The sequence below is a fragment of the Bacillus sp. FSL K6-1003 genome, assembly GCF_037964945.1.
In the GTDB taxonomy this organism is placed as follows: domain Bacteria; phylum Bacillota; class Bacilli; order Bacillales; family Bacillaceae; genus Bacillus; species Bacillus mojavensis.
Genome location: NZ_CP150176.1, coordinates 1,362,664 through 1,388,148, shown reverse-complemented (window position 1 = coordinate 1,388,148; position 25,485 = coordinate 1,362,664). Strand labels below are relative to the sequence as shown.

General features: G+C 45.0%; 28 protein-coding genes and 3 riboswitches. Of the genes, 11 read left to right on the top strand and 17 right to left on the bottom strand.

The genetic code is table 11. The features are described 5' to 3' along the window. Positions 1–2: 2 nt before the first annotated feature. Positions 3–689: a two-component system response regulator YkoG gene (ykoG, locus tag NSU16_RS07200; protein WP_010333969.1), complete on the bottom strand. Its 687-nt coding sequence runs from the start codon at positions 687–689 to the stop codon at positions 3–5. A gap of 101 nt (positions 690–790) precedes the next feature. Next, positions 791–902: riboswitch (TPP riboswitch) on the top strand. Between the two features lie 96 nt (positions 903–998). On the opposite strand from ykoG, the gene NSU16_RS07195 reads away from it, so the two are divergent. The 4 genes from NSU16_RS07195 to NSU16_RS07180 are packed head-to-tail and all read left to right on the top strand — an operon-like array spanning position 999 to position 4,569. Then, complete coding sequence (locus tag NSU16_RS07195) at positions 999–1,604, top strand: YkoF family thiamine/hydroxymethylpyrimidine-binding protein (protein WP_168747580.1); 606 nt, start codon at positions 999–1,001, stop codon at positions 1,602–1,604. After that, complete coding sequence (locus NSU16_RS07190) at positions 1,601–2,200, top strand: ECF transporter S component (protein ID WP_268505495.1); 600 nt, start codon at positions 1,601–1,603, stop codon at positions 2,198–2,200. The genes NSU16_RS07195 and NSU16_RS07190 overlap by 4 nt, the downstream gene beginning before the upstream one ends. Further along, on the top strand, positions 2,187–3,830 hold the full coding sequence (locus NSU16_RS07185) for an ABC transporter ATP-binding protein (RefSeq protein WP_339192438.1): 1,644 nt from the start codon (positions 2,187–2,189) through the stop codon (positions 3,828–3,830). Before NSU16_RS07190 ends, NSU16_RS07185 begins: the two co-directional genes overlap by 14 nt. Next, the gene (locus NSU16_RS07180) at positions 3,805–4,569 is read left to right on the top strand and encodes a CbiQ family ECF transporter T component (RefSeq protein WP_326191897.1); all 765 of its coding nucleotides are present in this window, start codon (positions 3,805–3,807) and stop codon (positions 4,567–4,569) included. Before NSU16_RS07185 ends, NSU16_RS07180 begins: the two co-directional genes overlap by 26 nt. 32 nt (positions 4,570–4,601) lie before the next feature. Here the strand turns inward: NSU16_RS07180 and NSU16_RS07175 are convergent, their stop codons facing one another. Next, on the bottom strand, positions 4,602–5,435 hold the full coding sequence (locus tag NSU16_RS07175) for an STAS domain-containing protein (RefSeq protein WP_339192437.1): 834 nt from the start codon (positions 5,433–5,435) through the stop codon (positions 4,602–4,604). Between the two features lie 222 nt (positions 5,436–5,657). On the opposite strand from NSU16_RS07175, the gene isp reads away from it, so the two are divergent. Both isp and metE read left to right on the top strand, forming a co-directional pair. Then, positions 5,658–6,617 carry a serine protease Isp gene (isp, locus tag NSU16_RS07170; protein ID WP_286058635.1) on the top strand — a complete coding sequence of 320 codons (960 nt, stop codon included), beginning with the start codon at positions 5,658–5,660 and terminating at the stop codon, positions 6,615–6,617. A 131-nt stretch (positions 6,618–6,748) separates the two neighbouring features. After that, a riboswitch (SAM riboswitch) is annotated at positions 6,749–6,904 on the top strand. Between the two features lie 128 nt (positions 6,905–7,032). Then, on the top strand, positions 7,033–9,321 hold the full coding sequence (gene metE / locus NSU16_RS07165) for a 5-methyltetrahydropteroyltriglutamate--homocysteine S-methyltransferase (protein WP_339192436.1): 2,289 nt from the start codon (positions 7,033–7,035) through the stop codon (positions 9,319–9,321). Positions 9,322–9,357: 36 nt separating this feature from the next. Here metE and NSU16_RS07160 read toward each other — a convergent pair whose 3' ends face one another. Further along, positions 9,358–9,984 carry a histidine phosphatase family protein gene (locus tag NSU16_RS07160; protein WP_339192435.1) on the bottom strand — a complete coding sequence of 209 codons (627 nt, stop codon included), beginning with the start codon at positions 9,982–9,984 and terminating at the stop codon, positions 9,358–9,360. 130 nt (positions 9,985–10,114) lie between these two features. Here NSU16_RS07160 and NSU16_RS07155 point away from each other — a divergent pair, with 130 nt between their 5' ends. Beyond that, positions 10,115–10,585 (top strand): nucleoside deaminase, encoded by a 471-nt coding sequence (locus NSU16_RS07155; protein ID WP_268448652.1) that lies wholly within the window; start codon positions 10,115–10,117, stop codon positions 10,583–10,585. Positions 10,586–10,589: 4 nt separating this feature from the next. Here NSU16_RS07155 and NSU16_RS07150 read toward each other — a convergent pair whose 3' ends face one another. Together NSU16_RS07150 and NSU16_RS07145 are read right to left on the bottom strand one after the other, a co-directional pair. Continuing rightward, positions 10,590–11,693: a glycosyltransferase gene (locus tag NSU16_RS07150; protein ID WP_339192434.1), complete on the bottom strand. Its 1,104-nt coding sequence runs from the start codon at positions 11,691–11,693 to the stop codon at positions 10,590–10,592. 122 nt (positions 11,694–11,815) lie between these two features. After that, on the bottom strand, positions 11,816–12,226 hold the full coding sequence (locus tag NSU16_RS07145) for an organic hydroperoxide resistance protein (RefSeq protein WP_339192433.1): 411 nt from the start codon (positions 12,224–12,226) through the stop codon (positions 11,816–11,818). 141 nt (positions 12,227–12,367) lie between these two features. Between NSU16_RS07145 and NSU16_RS07140 the strand changes: the two genes are divergently transcribed. Next, complete coding sequence (locus NSU16_RS07140) at positions 12,368–12,811, top strand: MarR family transcriptional regulator (protein ID WP_326197169.1); 444 nt, start codon at positions 12,368–12,370, stop codon at positions 12,809–12,811. Positions 12,812–12,840: 29 nt separating this feature from the next. On the opposite strand, the gene NSU16_RS07135 is transcribed toward NSU16_RS07140, so the two are convergent. The 9 genes from NSU16_RS07135 to NSU16_RS07095 all read right to left on the bottom strand — a co-directional run bounded on the left by NSU16_RS07135 (position 12,841) and on the right by NSU16_RS07095 (position 19,834). Further along, the gene (locus tag NSU16_RS07135; protein WP_010333956.1) at positions 12,841–13,266 is read right to left on the bottom strand and encodes an organic hydroperoxide resistance protein; all 426 of its coding nucleotides are present in this window, start codon (positions 13,264–13,266) and stop codon (positions 12,841–12,843) included. Positions 13,267–13,395: 129 nt separating this feature from the next. Further along, positions 13,396–14,643, bottom strand: coding sequence for a glutamate-5-semialdehyde dehydrogenase (proA, locus tag NSU16_RS07130; RefSeq protein WP_326197171.1), 1,248 nt, complete (start codon positions 14,641–14,643; stop codon positions 13,396–13,398). An 11-nt stretch (positions 14,644–14,654) separates the two neighbouring features. Further along, a complete protein-coding gene (gene proB, locus NSU16_RS07125; RefSeq protein WP_339192432.1) occupies positions 14,655–15,752 on the bottom strand; it encodes a glutamate 5-kinase in 1,098 nt (365 codons plus the stop codon). A 361-nt stretch (positions 15,753–16,113) separates the two neighbouring features. Continuing rightward, positions 16,114–17,016, bottom strand: a complete 903-nt coding sequence (purU, locus tag NSU16_RS07120) for a formyltetrahydrofolate deformylase (protein ID WP_168747561.1) — start codon at positions 17,014–17,016, stop codon at positions 16,114–16,116. Between the two features lie 70 nt (positions 17,017–17,086). Further along, positions 17,087–17,404 carry a multidrug efflux SMR transporter gene (locus tag NSU16_RS07115; protein WP_010333953.1) on the bottom strand — a complete coding sequence of 106 codons (318 nt, stop codon included), beginning with the start codon at positions 17,402–17,404 and terminating at the stop codon, positions 17,087–17,089. Beyond that, positions 17,404–17,742 carry a multidrug efflux SMR transporter gene (locus tag NSU16_RS07110; protein WP_339192431.1) on the bottom strand — a complete coding sequence of 113 codons (339 nt, stop codon included), beginning with the start codon at positions 17,740–17,742 and terminating at the stop codon, positions 17,404–17,406. The genes NSU16_RS07115 and NSU16_RS07110 overlap by 1 nt, the downstream gene beginning before the upstream one ends. A gap of 74 nt (positions 17,743–17,816) precedes the next feature. Then, a riboswitch (guanidine-I (ykkC/yxkD leader) is annotated at positions 17,817–17,929 on the bottom strand. Positions 17,930–17,961: 32 nt separating this feature from the next. Further along, positions 17,962–18,477 (bottom strand): GNAT family N-acetyltransferase, encoded by a 516-nt coding sequence (locus tag NSU16_RS07105; protein ID WP_229148011.1) that lies wholly within the window; start codon positions 18,475–18,477, stop codon positions 17,962–17,964. Next, a complete protein-coding gene (locus NSU16_RS07100; RefSeq protein WP_339192430.1) occupies positions 18,467–18,991 on the bottom strand; it encodes a DinB family protein in 525 nt (174 codons plus the stop codon). The genes NSU16_RS07105 and NSU16_RS07100 overlap by 11 nt, the downstream gene beginning before the upstream one ends. A gap of 111 nt (positions 18,992–19,102) precedes the next feature. Continuing rightward, on the bottom strand, positions 19,103–19,834 hold the full coding sequence (locus NSU16_RS07095; RefSeq protein ID WP_339192428.1) for a DUF421 domain-containing protein: 732 nt from the start codon (positions 19,832–19,834) through the stop codon (positions 19,103–19,105). 159 nt (positions 19,835–19,993) lie between these two features. Here NSU16_RS07095 and NSU16_RS07090 point away from each other — a divergent pair, with 159 nt between their 5' ends. Continuing rightward, positions 19,994–20,218, top strand: a complete 225-nt coding sequence (locus NSU16_RS07090; RefSeq protein ID WP_326197173.1) for a hypothetical protein — start codon at positions 19,994–19,996, stop codon at positions 20,216–20,218. A gap of 76 nt (positions 20,219–20,294) precedes the next feature. Here NSU16_RS07090 and hmpA read toward each other — a convergent pair whose 3' ends face one another. Together hmpA and NSU16_RS07080 are read right to left on the bottom strand one after the other, a co-directional pair. After that, on the bottom strand, positions 20,295–21,497 hold the full coding sequence (hmpA, locus tag NSU16_RS07085) for an NO-inducible flavohemoprotein (protein ID WP_339192427.1): 1,203 nt from the start codon (positions 21,495–21,497) through the stop codon (positions 20,295–20,297). Positions 21,498–21,749: 252 nt separating this feature from the next. Continuing rightward, a complete protein-coding gene (locus NSU16_RS07080) occupies positions 21,750–22,268 on the bottom strand; it encodes an acyl-CoA thioesterase (protein ID WP_010333945.1) in 519 nt (172 codons plus the stop codon). 186 nt (positions 22,269–22,454) lie between these two features. Between NSU16_RS07080 and NSU16_RS07075 the strand changes: the two genes are divergently transcribed. Both NSU16_RS07075 and NSU16_RS07070 read left to right on the top strand, forming a co-directional pair. After that, complete coding sequence (locus NSU16_RS07075; protein ID WP_339192426.1) at positions 22,455–23,315, top strand: dimethylarginine dimethylaminohydrolase family protein; 861 nt, start codon at positions 22,455–22,457, stop codon at positions 23,313–23,315. 89 nt (positions 23,316–23,404) lie between these two features. Beyond that, positions 23,405–24,454, top strand: a complete 1,050-nt coding sequence (locus tag NSU16_RS07070; RefSeq protein ID WP_339192425.1) for a lactonase family protein — start codon at positions 23,405–23,407, stop codon at positions 24,452–24,454. Positions 24,455–24,492: 38 nt separating this feature from the next. On the opposite strand, the gene NSU16_RS07065 is transcribed toward NSU16_RS07070, so the two are convergent. After that, entirely contained in the window at positions 24,493–25,476 is a 984-nt protein-coding gene (locus tag NSU16_RS07065; protein ID WP_339192424.1) for an oligopeptide/dipeptide ABC transporter ATP-binding protein, read from the bottom strand. Positions 25,477–25,485 lie beyond the last annotated feature (9 nt).

Sequence of the window (25,485 nt, the reverse complement as noted above, 5' to 3'; positions counted from 1 at the left end):
ATTTACCCCTTAATGGTATAGCCGACTCCGCGCACGGTATGAATCAGCTGTTTTTCGTAAGGATAGTCCAATTTTTTTCTGATATACCTTATGTACACGTCGACGACATTTGTATCACCGATGTAATCAAACCCCCATACAGAGCTGAGAATTTGCTCCCTCGTCAGCACTTGTTGCGGATGCTTCAGCATATAGACAAGCAAATCAAATTCCCGGGGCGTTAATTCAACTTCTTTGTCTCCCCGTCTGACTTCACGTGTTTTCTCGTTTACTTGCAAATCGTCATATGTCAAAAATGTGCCGATATCCTCTGTTTTGCTTCCGGTTTGGCGAAGTGCCGCTCTGATTCTGGCAAGCAATTCTTCAATTTCAAACGGCTTGGTGACATAGTCATTCGCACCGATGTCCAGCCCTGTTACCTTATCTGGAATGCTGTCGCGGGCGGTTAATAAAATAACCGGTGTTCCTTGATCTGTTTTCCTCAGCCGGCGCAGCACTTCAAGCCCGCTCATCCCAGGCAGCATGACATCAAGCAGCAGCAGGGAATACGAACCTTCGGCGGCCGCGTCAAGCCCTTCAGTGCCATTATGTTTGATGGTCACGCTGTATCCTTCATATTCCAATTCAAGCTGAAGGACCCTGGCGATTTTTTCTTCATCTTCCACAATTAATATGTGCCCTTTTTCCAAATCCGCTCATCCTCTCATGTTCCTATATGAAAAAAATGATTTCATTGTTTACAAAATGATTCTTATCATCTATTATGATGTCAAAATAAAAAATTGTATACGGAAAGCACTAGGGGTGCTGTTATGGCTGAGATAAAGCGCGAACAAACGCGCTTTGATCCCTTATGACCCGATCTGGATAATACCAGCGTGGGGAAGTGCAGGTTGACCGAAAGGTGTATTTTTTCGTGCGCTTACTCGATCTATGACTGCATATTCCCTAAGGATATGCAGTTTTTTATTTTACCAAAAAAACAGGAGGTCAGTGAAATGGACAACTTATGCGGTACAAGCAGAATCGCCGGTTTTCGGTTCTCTTTATACCCAATGACGGATGATTTTATCAGTGTGATCAAGTCTGCGCTGAAAAAAACCGATACGTCAAAGGTTTGGACAAAAACCGATCATATCAGCACAGTTTTGCGCGGATCGATCGAGCATGTATTCGACGCCGCCAAAGCCATCTACCTTTATGCAGCAAATAGCGAAAAACACATCGTTATGAACGGGACGTTTTCCATCGGCTGCCCCGGCGATACACAAGGAGATACATTTCTGACAGCAGATGAAAAGCGTGTCAACGAAGAATTTGTCCATACCCTGAAAGCAGAGGCTCCATGCCAATTTGCACTTTATCCGATGAATGAGCCGGATTATATGGACATCATCATGAAAGCTGTTGAAATCGCTAAGGCTGACGGCACCTTTGTACAGGGTGTTCATTACGCAAGTGAGCTAGACGGAGATGCACACGACGTGTTCCGAACGCTGGAAGCCGCTTTCCGCATGGCAAATCAGCAAACAACACACGTCACAATGACCGTGAACTTCTCGGCAAACAGTCCATCAAGAAAACAGAAAGCAGGGATAAAATGAAAAGCTGGAAAGTAAAAGAAATTGTCATCATGTCTGTAATCAGTATTGTTTTTGCCATTGTTTATTTAGTATTCACTCATTTTGGAAACGTACTTGCAGGGATGTTCGGGCCCATCGCTTATGAACCGATATACGGCATTTGGTTTATCGTGTCGGTGATTGCCGCGTACATCATTCGCAAACCGGGGGCTGCCCTTGTATCTGAAGTCATCGCAGCTCTCGTTGAATGTTTGCTGGGAAATCCTTCAGGCCCGATGGTTATCGTGATCGGCGTTGTTCAAGGTCTCGGAGCGGAAGCAGTATTTCTTGCGACACGCTGGAAAGCATATTCCCTTCCTGTGCTGCTTCTGGCGGGTATGGGGTCTTCGGTGGCCAGCTTTATTTATGATCTCTTTGTTTCCGGTTATGCGGCGTATTCACCAGGCTACCTGCTCATTATGCTTGTGATCCGTCTCGTTTCAGGTGCGGTTCTAGCCGGACTTCTTGGAAAAGCTATCAGCGATTCTCTCGCATATACGGGCGTCTTAAACGGAATGGCGCTGGGAAAGGAACTGAAAAAGAAACGGAAACGGGTATCTAATCATGCAAGCCTATAATACGTTACTTTCGGTTGACCGGCTTCGTTTTTCATATGAAGAAAACGAGAAACCGATTTTTCAAGAGATAACGTTTGAGCTCCTAAAAGGAGAATGCGCTTTATTGTTAGGACCGAGCGGGTGCGGAAAAAGCTCGCTTGCCCTCTGTTTAAACGGACTTTACCCCGAAGCTTGTGACGGGGTGCTGTCCGGGCATGTATTCTTATTTCAAAAACCGATCACTGATGATCAAACCTCTGAAACGATCGCTCAGCATGTCGGAGTCGTCTTTCAGGACCCTGATCAGCAGTTTTGTATGCTGACAGTGGAGGACGAAATCGCCTTCGGATTGGAAAATTTGCAAATTCCTCAAGAAGAAATGGCAAAGAAAATTGATGCGGTTCTGGATAAATTACACATCTCTCATTTAAAGAAAAGCACAATTTCTACTCTGTCAGGGGGACTGAAGCAAAAAGTCGCGCTCGCCTGTATTTTGGCGATGGAGCCTGAGCTCATTATTCTGGATGAACCGACTTCCCTTTTAGATCCTTATTCAGCGCGGGAATTCGTTCAAATGATCAAAGAGCTTCAGCAGGAAAAAAGCTTCGGCCTTCTCGTCATCGAACATCAGCTTGATGAGTGGGCGCCTTGGGTTGAAAGAACAATCGTACTGAATGGAGCAGGCAAGAAAGCCTTAGACGGGCCGACTACGGATATGTTTCAGCATCATTCAAACATGTTAAGAACAATGGGAATCGCTGTGCCAAAAATTTGTGACTTACAAGAAAATGTGATTATCCCGTTTACATTGTCAAAGGAAACGCTGTTCAAGGAACCCTTCCCTGCTGGGCATACTGAAGAAGCTGTGGTTCTTTCTGCTGAACATGCAGTGCAGGTCAAGAACTTATCGTTTTCAAGAGGACAGCAGACCATTTTCAAAGACATCAGTTTTTCATTGCGTGCAGGCTCTTTGACGGCACTTGTCGGGCCAAACGGCACAGGAAAATCTACGCTGCTATCTGTTCTCGCACGTTTGCTCAAAGCGAATAGCGGCAAGATTCTTCTGCATGATAAGCCGCTGGAGTCTTACAAAGAAAAAGAGCTTCGTAAACAATTGGGGTTTGTTTTCCAAAATCCAGAGCACCAGTTTGTGACTGATACAGTATATGATGAGCTGCTGTTCGGCCATAAGGCAAATGCCGAAACCGAGAAAAGAGCGCAGAATCTGCTGCAACGCTTCGGTCTTGCACATTTGGCGGACCACCATCCGTTTGCGATCAGCCAAGGGCAAAAACGGCGGCTGAGTGTCGCTACCATGCTGATGCATGATGTAAAGGTCTTGCTTTTAGACGAACCGACCTTTGGCCAAGACGCCAAAACAGCGGCTGAATGTATGGAGATGATTCAGCATATCCAGGCAGAAGGCACCGCTGTTCTTATGATCACACACGATATGGAGCTTGTATCTTCATATGCTGACAGCGTGCTTGTGCTTCACAACACACATTTGGCCTTTGACGGAACACCGGAACAATTATTTTCTAAGGAAGCGGGGCTCGTCCAAAAAGCAAAGCTCACCCTCCCCCTTCGATATGAATGGATGACATACCAGCAGGAGGTGCGTGGTGAAGCAGCCGTTACATCTCATTAACCCGGCAGTAAAAGCAGCGGCGGTTTTTTGCTGTGTCGTCATGCTGTCGTTTATTTACAATCCTTACACACCGGCATGCTTTTATATCATAATTGTTGCGGGTGTCCTGTTTGCGGCCAGAATACCGCTGAAAAAATGGCTTTTGTTCACGATTCCGTTTTTGATTTTAGCATTCGGCTGCGTATGGACAGCCGCTGTTTTCGGCAAAATTCCGACGACTGCAGATAATATTCTGTTCCAAGCCGGCCCTTTTTCGATCAACAGTGAAAATGTGGCTGTCGGCATCTCACTCGGGTTTCGGATTTTGTGCTTTTCTGCCTTATCGATGATGTTTGTTTTTACAACCGATCCGATTCTATTTATGCTGAGTCTTGTGCAACAGTGTAAGCTGTCCCCGAAGCTCGCATATGGCGTCATTGCCGGATTTCGTTTTCTCCCTCTGTTAAAAGAGGAGGTCCAGCTGATCCAGCAGGCACATAAAATCCGAGGCGGGGCGGCGGAAAATGGCTTAAAAGAAAAAATAAGCGCGTTAAAGCGCTATACAATCCCGCTATTAGCAAGTGCGATCAGAAAAGCGGAACGAACAGCTCTTGCGATGGAATCAAAAGGATTTACAGGCAGCCGAAACCGGACGTATTACCGGTCGCTTACCGTCAGCCTGCGCGACTGGCTGTTCTTTTTCATCGTTCTCTTGTTATTCGCAGGATCTTTTCTTGTGTCTTTATGTTTTACCTCATAAAAAAGCCGCTATGTTGAATAGCGGCTTTCTCATTATTGATGATAGTTCAATGCTTGGGCAAGATTGGTTTTAATATTAATGTTCGTAAAATCAATACCAAGCTGTACAGCGGTTTGCGCGATTTCTGGCCTGATTCCAGACAATGTGGATCTGACACCGATTAAAGTAAGCGCCTCAATCAATTTAAAGATTTGATGCGCCACCATTGTATCAACAACCACGACACCTGAAAGATCGATTAACAGATGCTCAATGCGTCTTTTCGCACATGCACTAAGCGTGTTCTCGAGAATAAACTTTGCCCGTTCAGTATCAATATCACCGACAAGCGGCAGCAGAGCTGTCGTTTTGCTCAGAGTAATGACAGGCGAACTTAATTCCAGTATCATTTCTCTCTGGGCATTTAATTGCTGTTTTGCATTCGATTCAGCGTGATCGACGAATGTATAAATGGTAAAATCAAAAACTTTCACAATCAAATTAGCCCATTTTTGTTTTTCTCCCGGTCCAAATGCCGCCTCGTTTTCTTTTGCGAATTTCTCAAAATACTTCGTATATAATCTTCGGTTTCTCATAAACTCACGGATGACGTATTGCACCGGGGTATCGAGATGTTTTTGATCATTCGTCAGCTCAATAACCCATTGTTGAAATTCATCGAGAAATTGTTTTTCCGGCAAAACATACATGTAATTCAGATGCCGGTAGAACTCTCTGTCCTGCTCTTTCAGCTCCTCGGTTACAGTTGCATTATGTAAGGCATAAATTGAATTCGGATCGCTTTCCTCCATTGTGTCAATCCATTCCTCAGCCATTTGTTCTACATGCTCAGAAAAAAACGCAAATATTTTTTCATTCAGTTTCATCACACTGCTCCTTTCCCAGCTTCTATTATAACTTGACTGACAGCTGAATCCCAGTCATACACGCTAAACCCACCCATTATTTTGAAAATGACTAATCCATTGGATTGTATCCTATTTTTTCAAAATGCTTCAAACGACTCTGTCCGAGCGGCTGTTTTTTTCATATAATGTGAGATAACACCCTTGTATCCACTTGCAGGCATAAAAAAGGAGGGCTTTTTTATGAATGGTGAAATCCGCTTGATCCCGTATGTGACGAATGAGCAGATCATGGATGTGAACGAGCTTCCTGAGGGCATTAAAGTGATTAAGGCGCCAGAAGTGTGGGCAAAAGGGGTTAAAGGCAAAGATGTAAAAATTGCTGTATTGGACACCGGCTGCGATACAAGCCATCCCGATCTGAAAAACCAAATCATCGGCGGCAAGAATTTCACAGATGATGACGGCGGCAAGGAAGATGCCATTTCCGACTACAACGGACACGGCACTCACGTTGCCGGAACGATTGCTGCTAACGATTCGAACGGCGGCATCGCCGGAGTCGCGCCTGAGGCAAGCCTTTTAATTGTAAAGGTGCTTGGCGGTGAAAACGGCAGCGGAAAGTACGAATGGATTATTAACGGAATTAACTATGCTGTTGAGCAAAAGGCTGATATCATCTCAATGTCCCTTGGCGGACCGAGCGATGTGCCTGAACTGCAGGAAGCGGTCAAAAACGCCGTCAAAAACGGAGTGCTTGTCGTTTGCGCAGCGGGAAATGAAGGTGACGGCGATGAACGCACAGAGGAGCTTTCCTATCCTGCTGCGTATAATGATGTGATTGCGGTTGGATCGGTTTCAGTAGCGCGAGAATCGTCAGAATTTTCAAACGCAAACAAAGAAATTGATCTTGTTGCACCTGGTGAAAACATTTTATCCACTCTTCCCAACAAGAAATACGGGAAGCTGACGGGCACTTCAATGGCTGCCCCTCATGTCAGCGGAGCGCTTGCTTTAATTAAAAGCTTTGAAGAAGAATCTTTTCAAAGAGAGCTTTCTGAATCTGAGCTTTATGCGCAGCTGATCCGCAGGACACTTCCGCTCGATATCGCAAAAACATTGGCGGGGAATGGATTCCTGTATTTAACTGCTCCTGATGAGCTGTCGGAGAAAGCAGAGCAGTCACATTTACTGACCCTATAATATTATTTTTCTCATATAATATATCCCGTAATTTGTAAAATAAAATTTAAAATCTCTGTTGACAATGAATTTGACTTGCTGTTAAGATTACCAACAAATGATTCAACTTTTCAAAAAATTAATAACATTTTCTCTTATCGAGAGTTGGGCGAGGGATTGGCCTTTTGACCCCAACAGCAACCGACCGTAATTCCATTGTGAAATGGGGCGCACTGATTTTCGCGCCGAGATTTATATCTCTTAAGGCACGGTGCTAATTCCATCAGATTGTTTCTGAGAGATGAGAGAGGCTATATGTTTTGTAAAAAAGCCTCTTTCTCTCATGGGAAAGAGGCTTTTTAGTTGTGAGAAAACCTCTTAATAGCCTGTATCCGCGGGTCAACAAGAGTGTTTTACATATAAAGGAGGAGAAACAATGACAACAATCAAAACATCGAATTTAGGATTCCCAAGAATCGGACTGAACAGAGAATGGAAAAAATCGCTTGAAGCGTATTGGAAAGGAAACAGCGATAAAGATACGTTTTTGAAGCAAATCGATGAATTATTCTTATCCGCAGTGAAAACGCAAATTGACCAGCAGATTGATGTTGTGCCTGTTTCTGATTTCACACAGTATGATCACGTTCTTGACACGGCGGTCAGCTTCAACTGGATCCCGCAACGCTTCAGACACCTGACTGACCGTACAGATACATACTTCGCCATCGCCCGCGGAATAAAAGACGCCGTATCAAGTGAAATGACAAAATGGTTTAATACAAATTACCATTACATCGTGCCTGAATATGACGAGAGCCTAGAGTTCCGCCTGACAAGAAACAAACAGCTGGAAGATTACCGCCGAATCAAACAGGAGTACGGCGTTGAAACAAAACCTGTTATCGTCGGCCCTTATACGTTCGTCACGCTTGCAAAAGGCTACGAGCCATCTGAAGCTAAAGCAATTCAAAAGCGCCTCGTTCCTTTATATGTTCAGCTTTTAAAAGAGCTTGAAGAAGAAGGCGTAAAATGGGTGCAAATTGATGAACCTGCGCTTGTCACCGCTTCAGCAGAGGATGTACGCGGCGTAAAAGAGTTATTCGAGAGCATCACAAATGAGCTTTCTTCCTTGAATGTGCTCTTGCAAACGTATTTCGATTCTGTTGATGCTTATGAAGAGCTCGTTTCTTATCCTGTACAGGGCATCGGGCTTGATTTCGTTCATGATAAAGGCAGAAACCTGGAACAGCTTAAGGCACACGGCTTTCCGAAAGATAAAGTGCTGGCAGCCGGCGTTATAGACGGCCGCAACATTTGGAAAGCGGATCTTGAAGAACGCCTCGATGCCGTGCTTCATATCCTCAGCCTCGCACAGGTTGATGAACTATGGATTCAGCCTTCCAGCAGCCTGCTTCATGTTCCGGTAGCGAAACACCCACATGAGCATTTGGAAAAGGATCTGCTGAACGGATTGTCCTACGCAAAAGAAAAGCTGGCAGAGCTGACAGCTTTAAAAGAAGGCTTAGTATCAGGCAAAGCCGCCATCAGTGAGCAAATTCAGCAGGCGAAAGCCGACATCAAAGCGCTTAAACAGTTTGCAACAGGCGCCAATTCTGAACAAAAGAAAGAGCTGGAGCAGTTAAGCGATAAAGACTTCAAGCGCCCGATTCCGTTTGAAGAACGTTTATCCCTGCAAAGTGAATCTCTCGGCCTCCCGCTTTTGCCGACGACTACGATCGGAAGTTTCCCGCAGTCTGCTGAAGTGCGGAGCGCACGCCAAAAATGGCGGAAAAACGAGTGGTCTGATGAACAATACCAAAACTTTATCAATGCGGAGACGAAAAGATGGATTGATATTCAGGAAGAATTGGATCTTGACGTTCTTGTTCACGGTGAATTCGAACGGACAGACATGGTCGAATACTTCGGTGAAAAGCTGGCCGGCTTTGCCTTCACAAAATACGCTTGGGTTCAATCATACGGCTCACGCTGTGTCCGCCCGCCAGTGATTTATGGAGATGTAGAGTTTATTGAACCGATGACAGTAAAAGATACTGTATACGCTCAATCGTTAACATCCAAGCATGTAAAAGGAATGCTGACAGGGCCTGTTACGATTTTAAATTGGTCTTTCCCTCGGAACGATATCTCGAGAAAAGAAATCGCGTTCCAAATCGGACTCGCCCTTCGCAAAGAAGTAAAAGCGCTTGAAGACGCAGGCATTCAAATCATTCAAGTCGATGAGCCAGCCCTGCGCGAAGGCCTTCCGTTAAAAACCCACGATTGGGATGAATATTTGACTTGGGCGGCAGAAGCCTTCAGATTAACCACTTCTTCCGTGAAAAACGAGACGCAAATTCATACGCATATGTGCTACAGCAACTTTGAAGACATCGTCGATACGATTAATGATCTTGACGCGGATGTTATTACGATCGAGCACAGCAGAAGCCACGGAGGATTTTTGGATTACTTAAAAGAGCATCCGTATTTGAAAGGACTCGGTCTTGGTGTTTATGACATTCACAGTCCCCGTGTCCCGTCAACTGAAGAAATGTACAACATTATCGTTGATGCGCTTGCCGTATGTCCGACTGACCGTTTTTGGGTAAATCCTGACTGCGGTTTAAAAACAAGACAGCAGGAAGAAACAGTCGCAGCCTTAAAAAATATGGTTGAAGCGGCAAAACAGGCAAGAGCCAAGCAGACACAGCTTGTTTAATATGAAAACCATCTGCAGATGCAGATGGTTTTTCTTTTAGAAAACGGAAATCGGTTTTCGATGCTCTCCATCCCCTTCTTTTAAAATGTCGGCTGTTCCGTTTTTATCAAATGCCACAAGGCTCAAAGACGTATCATGTATGTAAGAGGAGTTCCATATGTCATGAATGCCTCTTCCCTTTATGATATTTAACAGCATCAATATAAAGACAGAATGGGTAACCAGAAGAACATTCCCGGAAGAATGGCTGTTTAAAATCGATTGGAGAGCCAGTCTTACCCGGCTTTCAAGGTCAAAAAAACTTTCACATCCCGGCTGGTGATATGCTTCAGGATGATGAAAATAAGCATGAAAAAGATCAGGTTCGTCTCTTTCAATATCCTCTTGTTTTTTCCCTTCCCAAGGCCCCAGTGACATCTCTCTGAATATACGATCTTTCAACAGCGGCAGGCGGCGCGATCCCAATATAGCTTTTGCCGTCTCTTCTGTCCGCTTGCTCGGGCTGATGTAAACCTGATTGAATTCAATATCCTTCAGCCGTTTTCCAAGAGCACGGGCGTTGTACAGTCCAAGTTCTGTTAGACTAGAATACAGCCAGCCCTGCATCCTTTTGTCTACGTTCCAATGCGTCTGTCCATGCCTGGCAATATACAAATGCAGCATATGCTCCCCTCCCTTTTTTCATCTTAGCAAATCCCCCAAATATTTTGTTTATTTTTCATTTTTTTGAGAATGTTTTTTGCACTTCTTTTCGGCTATACTTATATCATTCGATCGACTGGGAGGGTTTGGGATGAATCATGAAGCGTTTTTAAAGCGGGCTGTCGAGCTTGCACGTGAAGGAGTGAAAGCTGGAATCGGCGGGCCTTTCGGAGCCGTTATCGTGAAGGATGGAATTATTATAGCCGAGGGACAGAACAACGTCACTACAAGCAATGATCCGACTGCCCACGCGGAAGTGACTGCTATTCGAAACGCCTGTAAAGCACTTGGGACATACCAGCTGGATGACTGCATGTTGTATACGAGCTGCGAGCCATGCCCCATGTGCTTAGGCGCCATCTACTGGGCCCGGCCGAAAGCCGTTTACTTTGCTGCTGAGCATACAGATGCTGCTGAAGCAGGATTTGATGATTCATTTATTTATGAAGAAATTGATAAACCTGCTGAAGAGAGAACGATCCCCTTTTATCACGTGACTCTTGCGGAGCATTTGTCTCCGTTCCAAGCATGGCAGGATGTTGACCATAAAAAAGAATATTAAAGGATCAGGCATGTACGGCCTGATCCTTTGTTAATTCGCTGAGCAGTTGCTGTGCCTGAGTACACCTCGGGTTTGCTTTCAGCGCTTTTTGCAAATATAAAACTGCTGTCATATGTTGATTCAATTCAGCGTGACAGACGCCCAGCCAGCAAAGGGATCGAAAATCAGCGGCTCCTTTCACCTGTACGTACTGATGGTTTTCACCTTGCGTTTGCAGACAGGATTCAAATGCTGTAATGGCTTCTCTGACTTTTTTAAGCTGATACATCATTATCCCTTTGTAGTAGTAAAGGGTGCTGTAATCCGGATAATGCCGCAGCGCTTCATCAATATCCCGTTCAGCTTCTTCATACCGTTCAGTATCAATGAGGAGTTTAAACTTGATATAATATATAATAGCTGGAGGAATTTGCTTTTTGCTGTTACATTCATTTATGAAATTCATTGCCAGACGGATGGCTTTGCTCGGTTCGCCGCCTCTGTCGTACTCAGCTGCTTTTTGATAAATGAGAAGCGGGTCGGCATATGACGACGATAATTCTGTATTCAATATGCTTACATTGTGTTTATGCTTACACTTTGCCTCCTGCTCCAGATAGCCGTAATGGTGAATAACACAAGGGAGAGAGAAAGCGCCGCTTGCCTCCTCACCCACGGGCTTTTCGCAAATTCTTCCCTTAAAAGTTATCTTCCGCTGATTCCGTATCAGCCTGATCTGCATTTGTTCAAATGCTTCGTTTTCACCCCATTGCTTTCCCGTATAGTTTATAACCTTTACGTAACCAAGGGACTGCCTGCAGTCATTCAGCATTGAACGCAACAAGCTTCCCGTATCCAAGTCTAACTCTTCATCTGCATCCAAAATCAAAATCCACTCACCCTTGGCATGCTGTAAACTGATGTTTCTTGCCTGCGAATAATCCTGTGTCCATTGATGATGATAGACTTGAGCATGAAAACTTCTGCAAATTTCTTCTGTTTGGTCGTTTGATCCGGTATCAACGACAATGATTTCATCAGCAATATGCTCCACGCTTTCTAAACAGCGGACAATATGACGTTCTTCATTTTTAACAATCATACAAACTGACAGCTTCGGTCTTTTCATTTGCTCACCTTTTCTCTAGTCTGAATCCACCTATACTACATGTATTCACACTTCGAAAAGATCATAACCAATCCGTTATTATCCGCAAAAAAACATCCTGAGAACTCTCAGGATGCCGCAAATTATTTTAATTCCAATTTCACATCAACATTTCCTCTTGTTGCTTTAGAATAAGGGCAGAATTCATGAGCAGCCTTGACAAGCTTTTGGGCCTGATCCCGATCCAATCCCTTTGTATTGACGACTAGTGTGACTCCGATTTTAAAGCCGCCGTCTTTCTCATCCTTCATGAGACTGACCTGGCCTTCTATTTCTGAATCAATGTCAATATTTTGTTCTTTGGCCACGTGTTCAAGCGCGCCGCCAAAGCATGCTGCATAGCCTGCGGCAAAGAGCTGTTCCGGGTTTGTTCCGGTTTGTCCTTCTTTTTTTGCATTGGGCATGACAATGTCAAAATCGAGAACCCCGTCATCTGATTGAATATGTCCTGAACGTCCACCGCGAGCAGTGGCTTTTGCTGTAAATAATGCCATTTTTTCAGCCTCCTTATTTGTCTTTAGTTGTTATATTTCCCATACACATCTTTTTAAACATGTTTTGTTTGCCGAGAATAGGAAAAGTGGTGTTTTTCAGCTACAATAGTATGTAATGTCAGAAAGAGTTGGTGAACACAGATGGAAAATGGATTTGATCATATGAAATTAGAGAATCAGCTTTGTTTTTTGCTTTATGCGAGTTCGCGGGAAATGACAAAGCAGTACAAGCCGCTGCTTGAAAAGCTGAATGTGACATACCCTCAATATTTGGCTTTGCTTTTATTGTGGGAACACGAAACACTTTCCGTCAAAAAAATGGGCGAGCTTCTGTATTTGGATTCCGGAACGCTGACACCGATGCTGAAACGGATGGAGCAGCAGGACTTGATTACAAGAAAAAGAGCTGAAGAGGATGAGCGGTTGGTGATGATCAGCCTGACAGAGAACGGAACGTTATTAAAAGAAAAAGCGGCTGATATTCCGGGAACGATTCTGGCACTCTCAGGCCAGTCCGGCGAGGAATTAAAACACTTAAAATCGGCTCTATATACATTGCTTGAAACCCTGCACCAAAAAAAATGAGGATGCCCTATGTGAGGCATCCTCATTTTTTATTCAGCGACTTCCAATGTGACATCGATATTGCCGGAGGTTGCTTTTGAATAAGGGCAGACACCGTGCGCTTTTTGGACAAGTGCCTGTAATTCTGATGCGCTGACACCTTTTCCTTTCACCTGCAGCGTCACACCCAGTTTGTAGCCTTGATCTGCTTCATCCTTTAGCAGGCTGACATGCGCTGTAACCTCTGTCTCCACTTTTACTCGTTCTGTTCTTGCTACAAGCTGAAGTGCACTGTCAAAGCAAGCTGCGTAACCTGCCGCAAACAGCTGCTCCGGATTTGTCGCTTTTTCTAATTTCTTTGCTCTCGGTGTTCCCGGCATTGCGACATCGAGCTCGAGAACGCGGTCTGATGAAATCACCTTTCCTTCTCTTCCTCCTACCGCTGAAACAGACGCTGTAAATAATGGCTGACTCATTTTTGTATCCCCCTAAATATATTTTGTACAATTTAATTGTACAAAATCTAATTTATTGTGTCAATTTTTTAGCGAACAAAAAAAGCTTATCCCGTTACGAGATAAGCTTTTTCATCGAACATTGCCCCGCTATTCGCGAATTTGTCCTGTTCCTTTAATGATATATTTTGTAGAAGTTAATGCAGGAAGACCCATCGGTCCTCTTGCATGAAGCTTTTGTGTACTGATGCCGATTTCTGCTCCGTAGCCAAATTCAAAGCCATCGGTAAAACGGGTCGACGCGTTATGATAAACCGCGGCGGCATCGACAGCCGTTTGAAAGTAAGCTGCATGCTTATCGTTTTCAGTTAAAATGGCTTCAGAATGATTAGTGCCGTATTTCTGGATATGCTGTACAGCTTCCTGTACACTTTCAACCGTCTTTACACTGATGACAGGCCCTAAGTATTCCGTTCCCCAATCTTCTTCTGACGCCTGTTTGCTTGAAGAATGAAGTCCACATACGAATTCATCACCGCGGATTTCGACTCCCGCTTTTTCCAGCTGCGTCAGCAATTCTTTTCCGTGCTGCTCTGCCCATGCTTTGTGGATCAGCAGTGATTCAATCGCGTTGCAAACGGAAGGGCGCTGCGTTTTGGCGTTTACAACGATCCTTTCTGCCATTTCCGGATTTGCCGTTTCATCTATGAAAATATGACAGTTGCCGGCTCCGGTTTCTAATACTGGGACTGTTGATTCTCTAACAACGAGATCGATCAGTTTTTTGCCACCGCGCGGAATCAATACATCCAAGCCGTCATTTAACGTAAAGAGTTCTTTTGCTGTCTCTCTGCTCGTATCCTCAATCAGCTGCACAGCGTTGATGGGAAGCACTGACTTCTCAAGCGCTCTGTGAATAACACCGACGAGTGCTTTGTTGCTGTGAATGGCTGAGGAGCTCCCCCGCAGGACGACCGCATTCCCTGTTTTCAGGCAAAGGGTAGCTGCATCAACTGTGACGTTTGGCCTCGCCTCATAAATCATTCCGGCAACTCCGAGCGGCACACGGATTTTTTCAATAAATAGGCCGTTCTCTTTTTCAATTGTTTCAAGAGATTCGCCGACTGGGTCAGCCAGATCAATCAATAGCTCTACCGCGTCCGCGATGTCGCGTATGCGTTTCTCATCCAGCGTGAGACGGTCAATGACATCGGGTGTTAACCCATTTGCTTTTCCGTTCTTTATGTCTTTTGCATTTTCCGATAAGAGAAAATCCAATTCTTTCCGGAGTCCGTTTGCAATGAGACTGAGCGCCTCATTCTTTTCAGCCGTTGTTTTCATCATCATTTCAGCTGCTGCTTCTTTTGCCAGCTTCGCTTTTACAGAAACTTCACTCATTTTTCCGCCCCCTAGTCTTTTAAGTTGACCCAGTCATTCCTGTGAATGACCTCAAACGTTTTGTCAAAATCAAGCTCATTGCTTCGTTTGCCTTTTGCCTCCATAATTTCCTCAGATGAATAATGGGTCTGGCCTTTGCCGATCACACCGCCCGGTCCCCGGACTTCCACGACAGCCCCTTTTGGAAAGCTTCCGTTCACACCCACTACGCCAGCTGGTAAAAGACTGCTTCCGTTATAAACCATCGCCTCTTGGGCACCCGCGTCAATGACAATTTCTCCTGATATCGGCGAGTGGAATTGAATCCATTGTCTCGTATTGTTGACTGAGGATAGCTCCTTGTCGCCGATATAAGTCCCATCTCCCCTGCCGTCTAGAATATCCGCCAGCTTTTGTTCACCGCTGCCTGTTCCGATGAATACTTTGACCCCAAGAGACAGTGCTGTTTGTGCGGCCAGCAGCTTTGATTTCATACCGCCAGTGCCGACCTTTGATCCAGCTGAACCCGCGTATCCCAGCAATTCAGGGGTGATCTCCGGCAGGTAATCAAATCGCTTCGCATCAGGATTTTCATTCGGATTGGCATCATACAGCCCGTTAATGTCAGTGAGAATCATGAGCTGGTCCGCATGAATCAAACCGCTGACCAACGCAGAAAGCATGTCATTATCCCCGAATGTCAATTCTTCAACAGATGTAGAGTCATTTTCATTGATAATCGGAATGACGCCGCGCTCCAGTAATTCCATTATCGTTGCATACGCGTTTCGATACCGCTCTCTTTTCGAAAAATCATTTCTCGTCAAAAGGATTTGTCCCGGGGTAAGTGAGTATTGTTTAAATTGATTCATGTATTGCTGCATTAACAGTGTTTGTCCGACCGCGGCTGCCGCCTGTTTTCCCTTGATGGTGACGGGACGGGACGGATAACCGAGACTGGAGAACCCCGCCGCTACTGCTCCCGAGGTAATCAAAATCAGTTCATGCCCCGCTTTTTTCAAAAGAGAAATTGCCTGAACGTGGTCTCTGATTTTTACCTCATCAATGCTTCCGTTGCTATTTGTAAGCGAACTGCTTCCTATCTTCACTACTATTCTTTGTTTTTTCATTTATTCTCCTCCGCGGCTTTTCGCCAGCCAACTTACAATAAAAAAACCCATTTCATCCTTATTGATAAGGACGAAATGGGTTTCCGTGGTACCACCTTGTTTGAACGCACTTCAGCACGTTCCGCTTCCCTGTAACGCCAGGTTATGCGCCTAGGTTTTCCCCCTAAGACTCCAAGGCAGGTTCGGCAGGTTTCATGCGGCAAAATGTTTCAGCCACTCATTTTGCTCTCTGTCACAGAAAGATCTGCTTACTAATCCTCTTCAACGCTCAATGATTTTTTTATATTATGCAAAGAAAAAAGCTTCTTGTCAAGGTTTTTTACACATCAAAAAAACCCGCATTACGCGGGCGTCTGGCAGTCTAGTTAAAGACAATTGTTTTATTTTCGTGAACGATGACACGGTCTTCTAAGTGCCATTTCACAGCGCGGGCAAGAACGCTGCGTTCGATCGTTCTGCCAATATTTTTCAGCGCGTCGGCATTGTCGCGGTGGTCAACACGCTCAATGTCCTGTTCAATGATCGGCCCTTCATCAAGGTCATTTGTGACATAGTGAGAAGTTGCGCCAATCAATTTGACCCCCCGCTCATAAGCCCGTTTATACGGATTGGCACCGATAAAAGCAGGCAGGAAGGAATGGTGGATATTAATGATTCGATTCGGGTGAGCTGACACAAAATCAGGCGTTAAGATCTGCATGTAGCGAGCAAGAACGATCACATCAATATCATATTGCTCCAGCAGTTCAAGCTGCTGTTTCTCAACTTCCGCTCTGATATCTTTGTTCGCTTTTAAATAGTGGAATGGAATATTCAGCGGTTCAACAAGGTCTCTCGCATCTTCATGGTTGCTGATGACAACCGCGATTTCCGCCATGAGATTGCCTGTTTGCCATTCCCAAATGAGCTCATGCAGACAGTGAAGCTCCTTTGATACAAAAATAGCGACACGCTTCAGCTCGCTGGCCATCGTTAAGCTCCACGTCATGTCGAATGTATCCGCAATAGACGAAAACGCGTCCTGGAGTTTTTCTTTTTTCTCCTGAATGCCCTTGCAATCGAAGTCAATTCTCAGGAAAAAACGCCCGCCTTCAGGATCTGTCGTGTATTGATTGGATTCAATAATATTGGCGCCATGTTCCAATAAAAACGCAGAAACCGCAGCAACAATTCCCGGCTGGTCGGGACAGCTGACCAAGAGGCGCCCTTTATCTTCATTTCCGTCACGGTATTCATTTAACCGCTGGGTCATATATGATTTCATGAATAATCCCTCTTATCTTTGTAAGTCTAGACTAATTATCCATTATACTGAAGATTTGATAAAAATCAATTTATGACAGAATTTTTAAACCGACGGCCGAGCACAAGATTAAAGCGATAAAGAAGATCCGTTTGGCGTCTTTCTGCTCATTGTAAAAGAGAATGCCGATAAGCGCCCCGCCCGCGGTGCCGATGCCTGTCCAAACGGCGTAAGCGGTGCCCATCGGAATGGTTTCCATAGCAAACGATAATAAGGAAAATGAGGCGGCAAAACCGATAATGATCAGCACCACCCATTTCGCGCTTTTTTCTTTCGCAAATTGATTCATAAGTGCGACGCCTGCCATTTCCAAAAAGCCCGCGCCTAATAAACTGATCCAATGAAGCATTATGCCTCGCCTCCTTTTTCATCAGCCTCATCCTGTGTCACAAGCTTCAATCCGATCACACCGATTAAGAGCACACCGATTAACACAAGCTTCGGCCATCCGACCGGTTCGTGAAACAGAAACATTTCACTCATCACCGTTCCTGCTGTGCCAAGACCTGTAAAGACGGCGTATACAGTACCGACCGGCAGGCTGCTTGTCGCCTTCATTAATAAATAAAAGCTAAATATGATACCGACGGCAGTGCCGCTCCATGTTAAGAGTGAGTCAGCATGCTTTAAGCCCACAACCCAAACAACCTCAAACACGGCGGCCATCACAACCAATCCCCATTTCATATCACATCATTCCTTTCCTCCTATTATTGTCCGAAAACAAAAAAACCCCGGACAGTCGACTCTAATGAGCTTGACTCTCCCGGGCTTTTTTCCCTCCGTGTGCATATGCGCTGTTATGATGCGCATATGTGTTTTCTCTCGGACCAGTCCATGTCAATTAACATGCGGAACCCTAGAAAACTTTATCTGGTCTTATGATACTACACCTCAATGCTGTCTTCAATTGTAAGATTTTCTTTCATACACAGCGATCGGTTTATTCCATTTTCTGATCGTCCGGCTGTAAAGCATGCCGATTTTCTCCGCCACCCGTATAGACGCTTTGTTATCCGGGTCAATCAAAGCCGCAATTTTGCCGTACTGCCGGTGATTGAAGCCATAGTCCAGGCAGGCTTTGGCCGCTTCTTGCGCATAGCCGTTTCCCCAGTGCCGGCGTGCAAACATATAGCCGATTTCCATCGCCGTTTCATTTTCAGTTTGCTGAGGTACGATTCCGCATTGGCCTAAAAAATCCCCCGACTGTTTGTCCTCGGCGATCCAGAGACTGACCCGGTACCCTTTTTCATTTCTTTTGTTCCAAGCGATCCACTCGCGGGTTTCCTGTTTATCTTTTAAACCGGAATAATACTTCATCACTTCAGGGTCGCTGAAAAGCTCAAGTAAAGCTTCTTGATCCCTGTCCTCCATACAGCGTAAACGAATCCGTTCGGTCTCAAGCTTCGTTTCAGCGCGCATTTTTGATTATATCCTGCTTCCATTCTTTTTTTAGGGCTTCAATATGGGCTTGATGATAGCGATTATGATCCGCCATATGCCAGATGCCCCATCTTACTGTTGCCTTGTCACCCTTGTAAGAAAGCGTTTGATGCAAATCGTTCTCGGTCAAGGTCTTACATACCGATTTCAGCTCGTTTACGACATGTTGGTGCCTTGTCAAAAGCTCTTCTAATCCCGGCTGATTCTTTGGTTCAGGCAATCGTCCGCTTTCATCTGTCATTGGGCCGTAAATGTCATCAATATGGTCAGGGACCCGATTCTCCTTTATGCGCCACACCCATCTGATATCAACATTTGCGATATGCTGCAGCAGCTGGGCCGTGCTGTTTTTCGTTTGAGACCCCTTATCATATAGCTCTCTGTGAGTCATGTGGCTAACAATAGATGCCAAACGGAGTCTGTTTTCTTCCACTGCGGAATACAGCAGACTGACTGTCGGCGCCATGTCTTTTCTAATGAATAAGTCCCTCATGTTCCATTCCCTCCTTACCTAAGTGTACATTTGACGTAAGGGGGAACATTTCCTTTGCAGAAGGCACAATCTAATCTATCAAAAAAGCGCCAAAGAATGTCGGCAGCACATTTAATTGTTATTTCCAGGCTTGTACAAATACGGATCATGGTGCGAATCGTTGGCTGTATTCAAATCGAGTGAGATGTCACCGCGGTCATTTAACGTGCCGAGCGTGATCAAAGACAGCTGTTTTGGGCTGTGGCCTTTTTCCTCAAGCTTTTCATACAGCCAGCTTCGGTTTTTTTGAAGGTACTTCAAATTGTGATCAAGGATCTCACCGTCCAATATGAGGGGAATTGGGATAAAGTTCCGCTCAGCCTCCATATCCAAATCCCGCATCTGCACTGCTCTCGCTTCTTCTGTCGGGATTACGCTTACTTCTCCCGTTTCTTCAATGATGGCAAGATCAATATCAGCCGGATCAGCATAGCCCTTTTCTCTCAGTTTTCCGAGCAGCTCATTGACGGTCAGCCTCTCTTTTTTGAGTCCGCGCTCATCGATATCCCCGTTTCGGATTAACACTGTCGGACTGACCACCAGCAGCCACCTCCACTTATTAGAAAGAGCAAGCTTGCTCATCAGAAGATAAAGCAATAAAAAGGAGCACGCGTAATAAATAGACATCGGCAGTTTGGATGTGAGAATCGGCTCACTGATAATGGTTCCGATTGCGAAGGTCAAAAGCAAATCAAAATTGTTCATTTGTGACACGGCTTTTTTACCGGCAAGCCGAAACAAAATATAAGCAATCGAAAACACGATAACAGGCTTGAGTAAAAATGCCCATACCATCCATAACACTGATCATTGCCCTCCATCCGCTAGCCATAATGAAGATATTGTTCCCTGGGACCGTAACGCTATGCATATCTTTACCTCTTCATCCAGCATCTAAATAGGCGAACGTGCAGAATGCAGGCACATAACATAGTAGAAAGCCATGTTGATTGGAGGGACAGCATGAAACATCAGCATAAGAGTGCCGATTGGCACTATGAAAGCATACAGCAAAAATCCGCAGCCTATCAGCCATACCATACAGCTGACAGGCTGGCCGGTTTAGAGCTTAAAATGGAACAATTGATCAGAGCCATCGAGGTGAACAATGAATTGCTGAGAACGATTCAAGAGCAGCAAAATCGCGTATGCACCAGCGGAGGCGGATCAGTCATTGTTCGGATGTAGAAGAAGGCGCTCGTCCGCCTTCTTCTATTATCCTAAAAAGGGCTCTTCCCAATATTTGAGAAGAGCCGCGTATATGTTAAGAAATAGACTTCGCCATACTTAATTGAGGACCGAACAGTTCGTAATGGATAGACTCTGGCGCTGATCCGAGTTCCGATACAAGCTTATGCATGTGAGTGATAAATGACGGTGAACCGCAAATGTAATAATCCGCATCTGTATTGGCAATCAGAGCTTTGAGGTACTGCTGATCTATCTGCCCTTCATGAAATTGAATGTTACCTGCTCGGTCTTTTTCTGTTGGCTCGCGATACACAAATGCCGTTTTAACAGAAGAATGTTCTGCTGCCTCTTCTGCTTCATCGCGTAGCGCGTGGTATTCACTATTTTTCGCGGCATGGATAAACACAATCTGCCGCTCAGGCTGTTTGGAAACAGACGTTTTCAGCATGCTGATCATCGGCGTAATGCCAACTCCGGCACTAAGCAGAACGAGATCTTTACGGGATGAGAAATCTAAAACAAAATCCCCTGCCGGTGCGCTGATTTCTAATGAATCCCCTTCATGCAGCTTATTGTGTAAATAAGAAGACACCACACCGTCTTTCTTAACTGAAATTCGATAATAGTCTTTTCCCGGCATATCGGACAGGCTGTATTGACGGATATGCGTATATTCAGAATCAGGAATCCGGACTTTGATGCTGATATACTGCCCTGCTTGAAATTCACATAACGGCTTGCCGTCTTCCGGTTTCAAATAGAAGGATGTAATTTCTTTGCTTTCACGCACTTTTTTCGCTATGACGAAAGGCTTATACTCCTTCCATCCGCCGGTTTGATGTTCTGCCTGCTCATACATTTCTTTTTCAATTCTGATAAATGCGTCAGCTATTACCCCATACGCTTTCTCCCACGCCTGCATTATGTCAGGAACCGCTGCATCTCCCAAAACATCTTTAATGGCAATCAGCAAATATTTGCCGACAATCGGATAATGTTCAGGCTTAATGCCGATACTGCGGTGTTTATGGCCGATTTGTTTGGTGACCGGAATGATATGGCCAAGCCGGTCAATATTGGCGGCAGCTGCAATAACAGCATTCGCCAGGGCAGTACGCTGTGTTTTTTTCTTTTGGTTTGTTTGATTAAAAATGTTTAAAAGCTCAGGATGATTTTGGAACATGAGGTCGTAAAAACGTCCTGTAATGGATTCACCGTGCTGCTGTAATACTGGCACAGTACTTTTTATGATTTCGATTGTTTTATTATCTAACATCGTTTAACAACCCTTCCAAAAAGATGTATTTTAAATATACCTTTAAAATACATGATCTCGCCTTTAAAAGATATATTTTAAATGAATCTTTAAAAAAGTTGCCACAAAATTATCAATTTAACGTGACAATTGTTGCTTTTGTATAGAATTCCCTAGCAAAAACGGACTAATTTTTGTGATTTATCAGCATCAGCAGCGAAATAATCCGAAGGCACAAAAAAACCCAAAACAAATTTGTTTTGGGTTTCATGTTTACCAAGGCTTGTCTGTTCCAAGCGCATTTGCCAGCGCTTGACTGTGTTTTTTTCGGTTTTTCCGTTCACTTGCACGCTGAACCGCTGTGTTATGCAGCATGATTTCCTCTTCTGTCTCCGGTACAACTCTCGGCACAGGCACCGGCTTGCCGTTGGAGTCTAATGCGACAAAGGTCAAAAAGGATGTCGCGGCGAGTTCCCTTTCACCAGTCATCAGATGCTCTTTGATGACTTTCACAAACACCTCCATGGAAGATGTGCCCACCCACGTCACATAAGATTCCAAGCAGACAGACTCCCTTTGCCCGATCGGTTTCAGAAAATCGACAGAGTCCATCGAAGCCGTTACCGTATCACGTCTGCAATGGCGCGCTGCGGAAATAGACGCAATATCATCGATATAACTCATCAGTTTTCCGCCAAACAGCGTATTATGATTGTTTGTATCAAGAGGGAATACCCTGCTGGTTTTTACAACCTTTGACTCTTTACAAAATTTTGTTTCCTGTGCTTCCATACCTTTCTCCCCTTTGATGTCTGATCGATTAGTAAATGCACTCATATTCTCCTATTAAACAATATTCTCATCCATTTGTCTAAAATTTAAAATGGTTTGTCTGTGAGGTTTTCTTTCTGGAATGTTTAATGATCAGGATGATGAGGGAATAATATACGTATTTCACACGGTCAGGAGGAGAAACAAATGGATGTATCCGTACCAAAACATCAGCACAAAACCGTATGCCAAACAGAATATGGCACCTTGAAGAAAGTTATTTTATGCAAACCCGAGCATATGACAATTAAGGACGTAATTAATGAAACCCAAAAACAGTTTGAAGATGACAATATTCAGGTCAAAACCGCCAAAGAGCAGCACAGCCGCTTAGTAGAAGAGCTCAGGTCACACAGTATTGAGGTCATCCTTTTGCCTGTTCAACACGGACTGCCTGAGCAGGTATTTACACGGGATATCGGTTTTGTCATCGGGGAAAAAGCCTTTCTTTCCAGCATGACTGAGCCCATTCGCCAAGGGGAAGAAGCTGTGATAAAAGAATTTTTCCACAATCAAGGGATTCCTTATACCCGGATGCTCGATACTAGCATTGAAGGCGGTGACGTCGTCATAGATGGTGATACCGTTTATGTCGGAATCAGCCAGCGGACGGACATCTCAGCGGTCGGCCAGCTGCAAGAAGAGCTTCCTGAATACACCATTATCCCAGTTCCGCTCCATGAAAAATTTCTTCATTTGGACTGCGTATTTAATATTATTTCTGAAAGCGAAGCGTTAATCTACCCTAAAGCCCTTCCGCAGCAGGAAGTCGATATGCTGGCAGACCGTTACAATCTCATTGAGGTATCGGAAAACGAACAATTTACACTTGGCACCAATGTCCTGTCTATCGGCGGAAAGACCATCATCAGCCTTCCGGGCAATCGTCATGTCAATCGTGAATTATCCAAAAGAGGCTATCACATCATCGAAATTGACTTGTCAGAAATTATCAAATCAGGCGGTGCCTTCAGATGCTGTACGATGCCGCTCATTCGAGGCGAATGAAGAATATTCCCCTTTTTCATGTTTTAAACAGCGTATTTCACTAAGATACGTTAATATAGAGATGACATCATTTTTAAGGGGGAAATCGCATGACAAAGTACATAGGATATGTCGGAACATATACAAAAGGCGGAAGTGAAGGCATTTATTCATTTGAGTTGGATACTGACACAAAAACACTCAGCGAGCCAAAGCTTGCTGCAAAGCTGGGAAACCCCACATATGTGACGCCGAATAAAGACAACACGATTCTTTATTCAATTGAAAAAGCAGACGGAATAGGCGGTGTTGCTGCCTATCAAATCGATAAAAACAGCGGCGAATTAACATTTCTGAATCATCAGTTAATCGATGGCCCATCGCCATGTCATGTAAGCGTCGATGATCATCAGCAATACGTATTGACAGCCAACTATCACAGCGGGAAGGTGCACGCTTTTCCGGTTCAAAAAGACGGAGGTTTGCAGTCCCCCGCTTCAGAAGCCGCCCATACAGGAAAGGGTCCGCATGAAAGACAGGAAAAGCCGCATACACACTATGCGGGCTTTACACCTGAACATAATTATGTTGTAGCGGTTGACTTAGGGACAGATAAGCTGTACACCTATCAACTAAAAGACGGTGAATTGAAGGAATCTGGTAGTCATTCCTTCGCTCCAGGTGCAGGCCCTCGTCATATCGCTTTTCACCCAAAAGAAAAGTACGCTTATGTCATGACAGAATTAAGCAATGAAGTAATTGCTCTTGAATACAATCCGACAGCCGGCGAATTCAGAGAACTTCAAGTCGTCTCTGCCATTCCTGATGATTTCACTGATAACAGCCAGGGAAGCGCCATTCATGTCACTCAGGACGGCCGTTTTGTTTACGTAGCAAACCGCGGCCATGACAGTATCGCTGTGTTTGAAGTGAATCAATATTCAGGCGAGCTGGCATTTGTGGAAAGAGTGTCGACTGAAGGAAACTGGCCTCGTGACTTTGTGCTGGATCCAACGGAGTCCTTCCTTGTCGTTTCAAACGAAGAAACAGGCAATCTCGTATTGTTTGAAAGAGACACAGAGACAGGCCGGCTGACACTGCTTCCTTCAACCGTTTCTGTCCCTTATCCGGTGTGCGTGAAATTTTTACAGCAATCATAAAAGAAAGCTGGCTCCTAACAACGGAGCCAGCTTTTTATTTATCTCACCTTTTCTTTCGTTTCAGCATTTCGATATAAATGGCAGGCAACGAAACGGCCGGCTTCGATTTCTTGAAGCAAAGGGCGTGATTCCCCGCATTCAGGCATCGCCTCCGGGCAGCGCGTCCGAAACACACAGCCACTCGGCGGATAAACCGGACTCGGCAGCTCCCCTTTTAAAATAATGCGCTCACGCTTGTCCTCTAACTCAGGGTCCGGAATCGGAATCGAAGACAGCAGCGCCTTCGTATACGGGTGCAGCGGTTCACGATACAATGTGCCGCTATCTGTAATTTCCATCATGTGGCCTAAGTACATAACGCCGATCCTGTCGCTGATATGCTTTACCATTGATAAATCATGGGCAATAAACAGAAACGTGAGCCCTTTTTCTTTTTGAAGCCGCTTCAGCAGGTTGACCACTTGCGCCTGAACCGACACATCAAGCGCAGAAATCGGTTCGTCCGCTACGATGAACTCCGGATTCAATGACAGCGCTCTGGCAATCCCGATCCTCTGCCTTTGGCCTCCGCTGAATTCATGCGGGTAACGGCTGCCGAAATCCGGGTGAAGCCCTACTGCCTCAAGCAGCTCGTCCACAACGAGGAGCCGCGCTTTATGGGTATTGTAAAGATTGTGAATTTCCATCGGCTCTAGAATGATTTCTCGAACTGTCATCCTCGGATTGAGTGATGCATAAGGGTCCTGAAAAATCATCTGCAGTTTGCGGTTATAGGCAAACTGCTCTTTCTCACTGAGGGCGTGAAGATTGGTTCCGCGGTATTTGACGCTTCCTTCTGTGGGATGGTATAGACGCATCAGCACTCTTCCCAAGGTTGATTTCCCACAGCCGGATTCCCCGACAAGCCCGAACGTCTCCCCCTCATGAACCTGGAAGGTTACCCCGTCGACCGCTTTGACTGTTCGCTTTTTCCCTGCGTCAAAATGCATTTTCAGCTGACTGACCTCTAGCAGTGGTGTCATGTGTCTCCC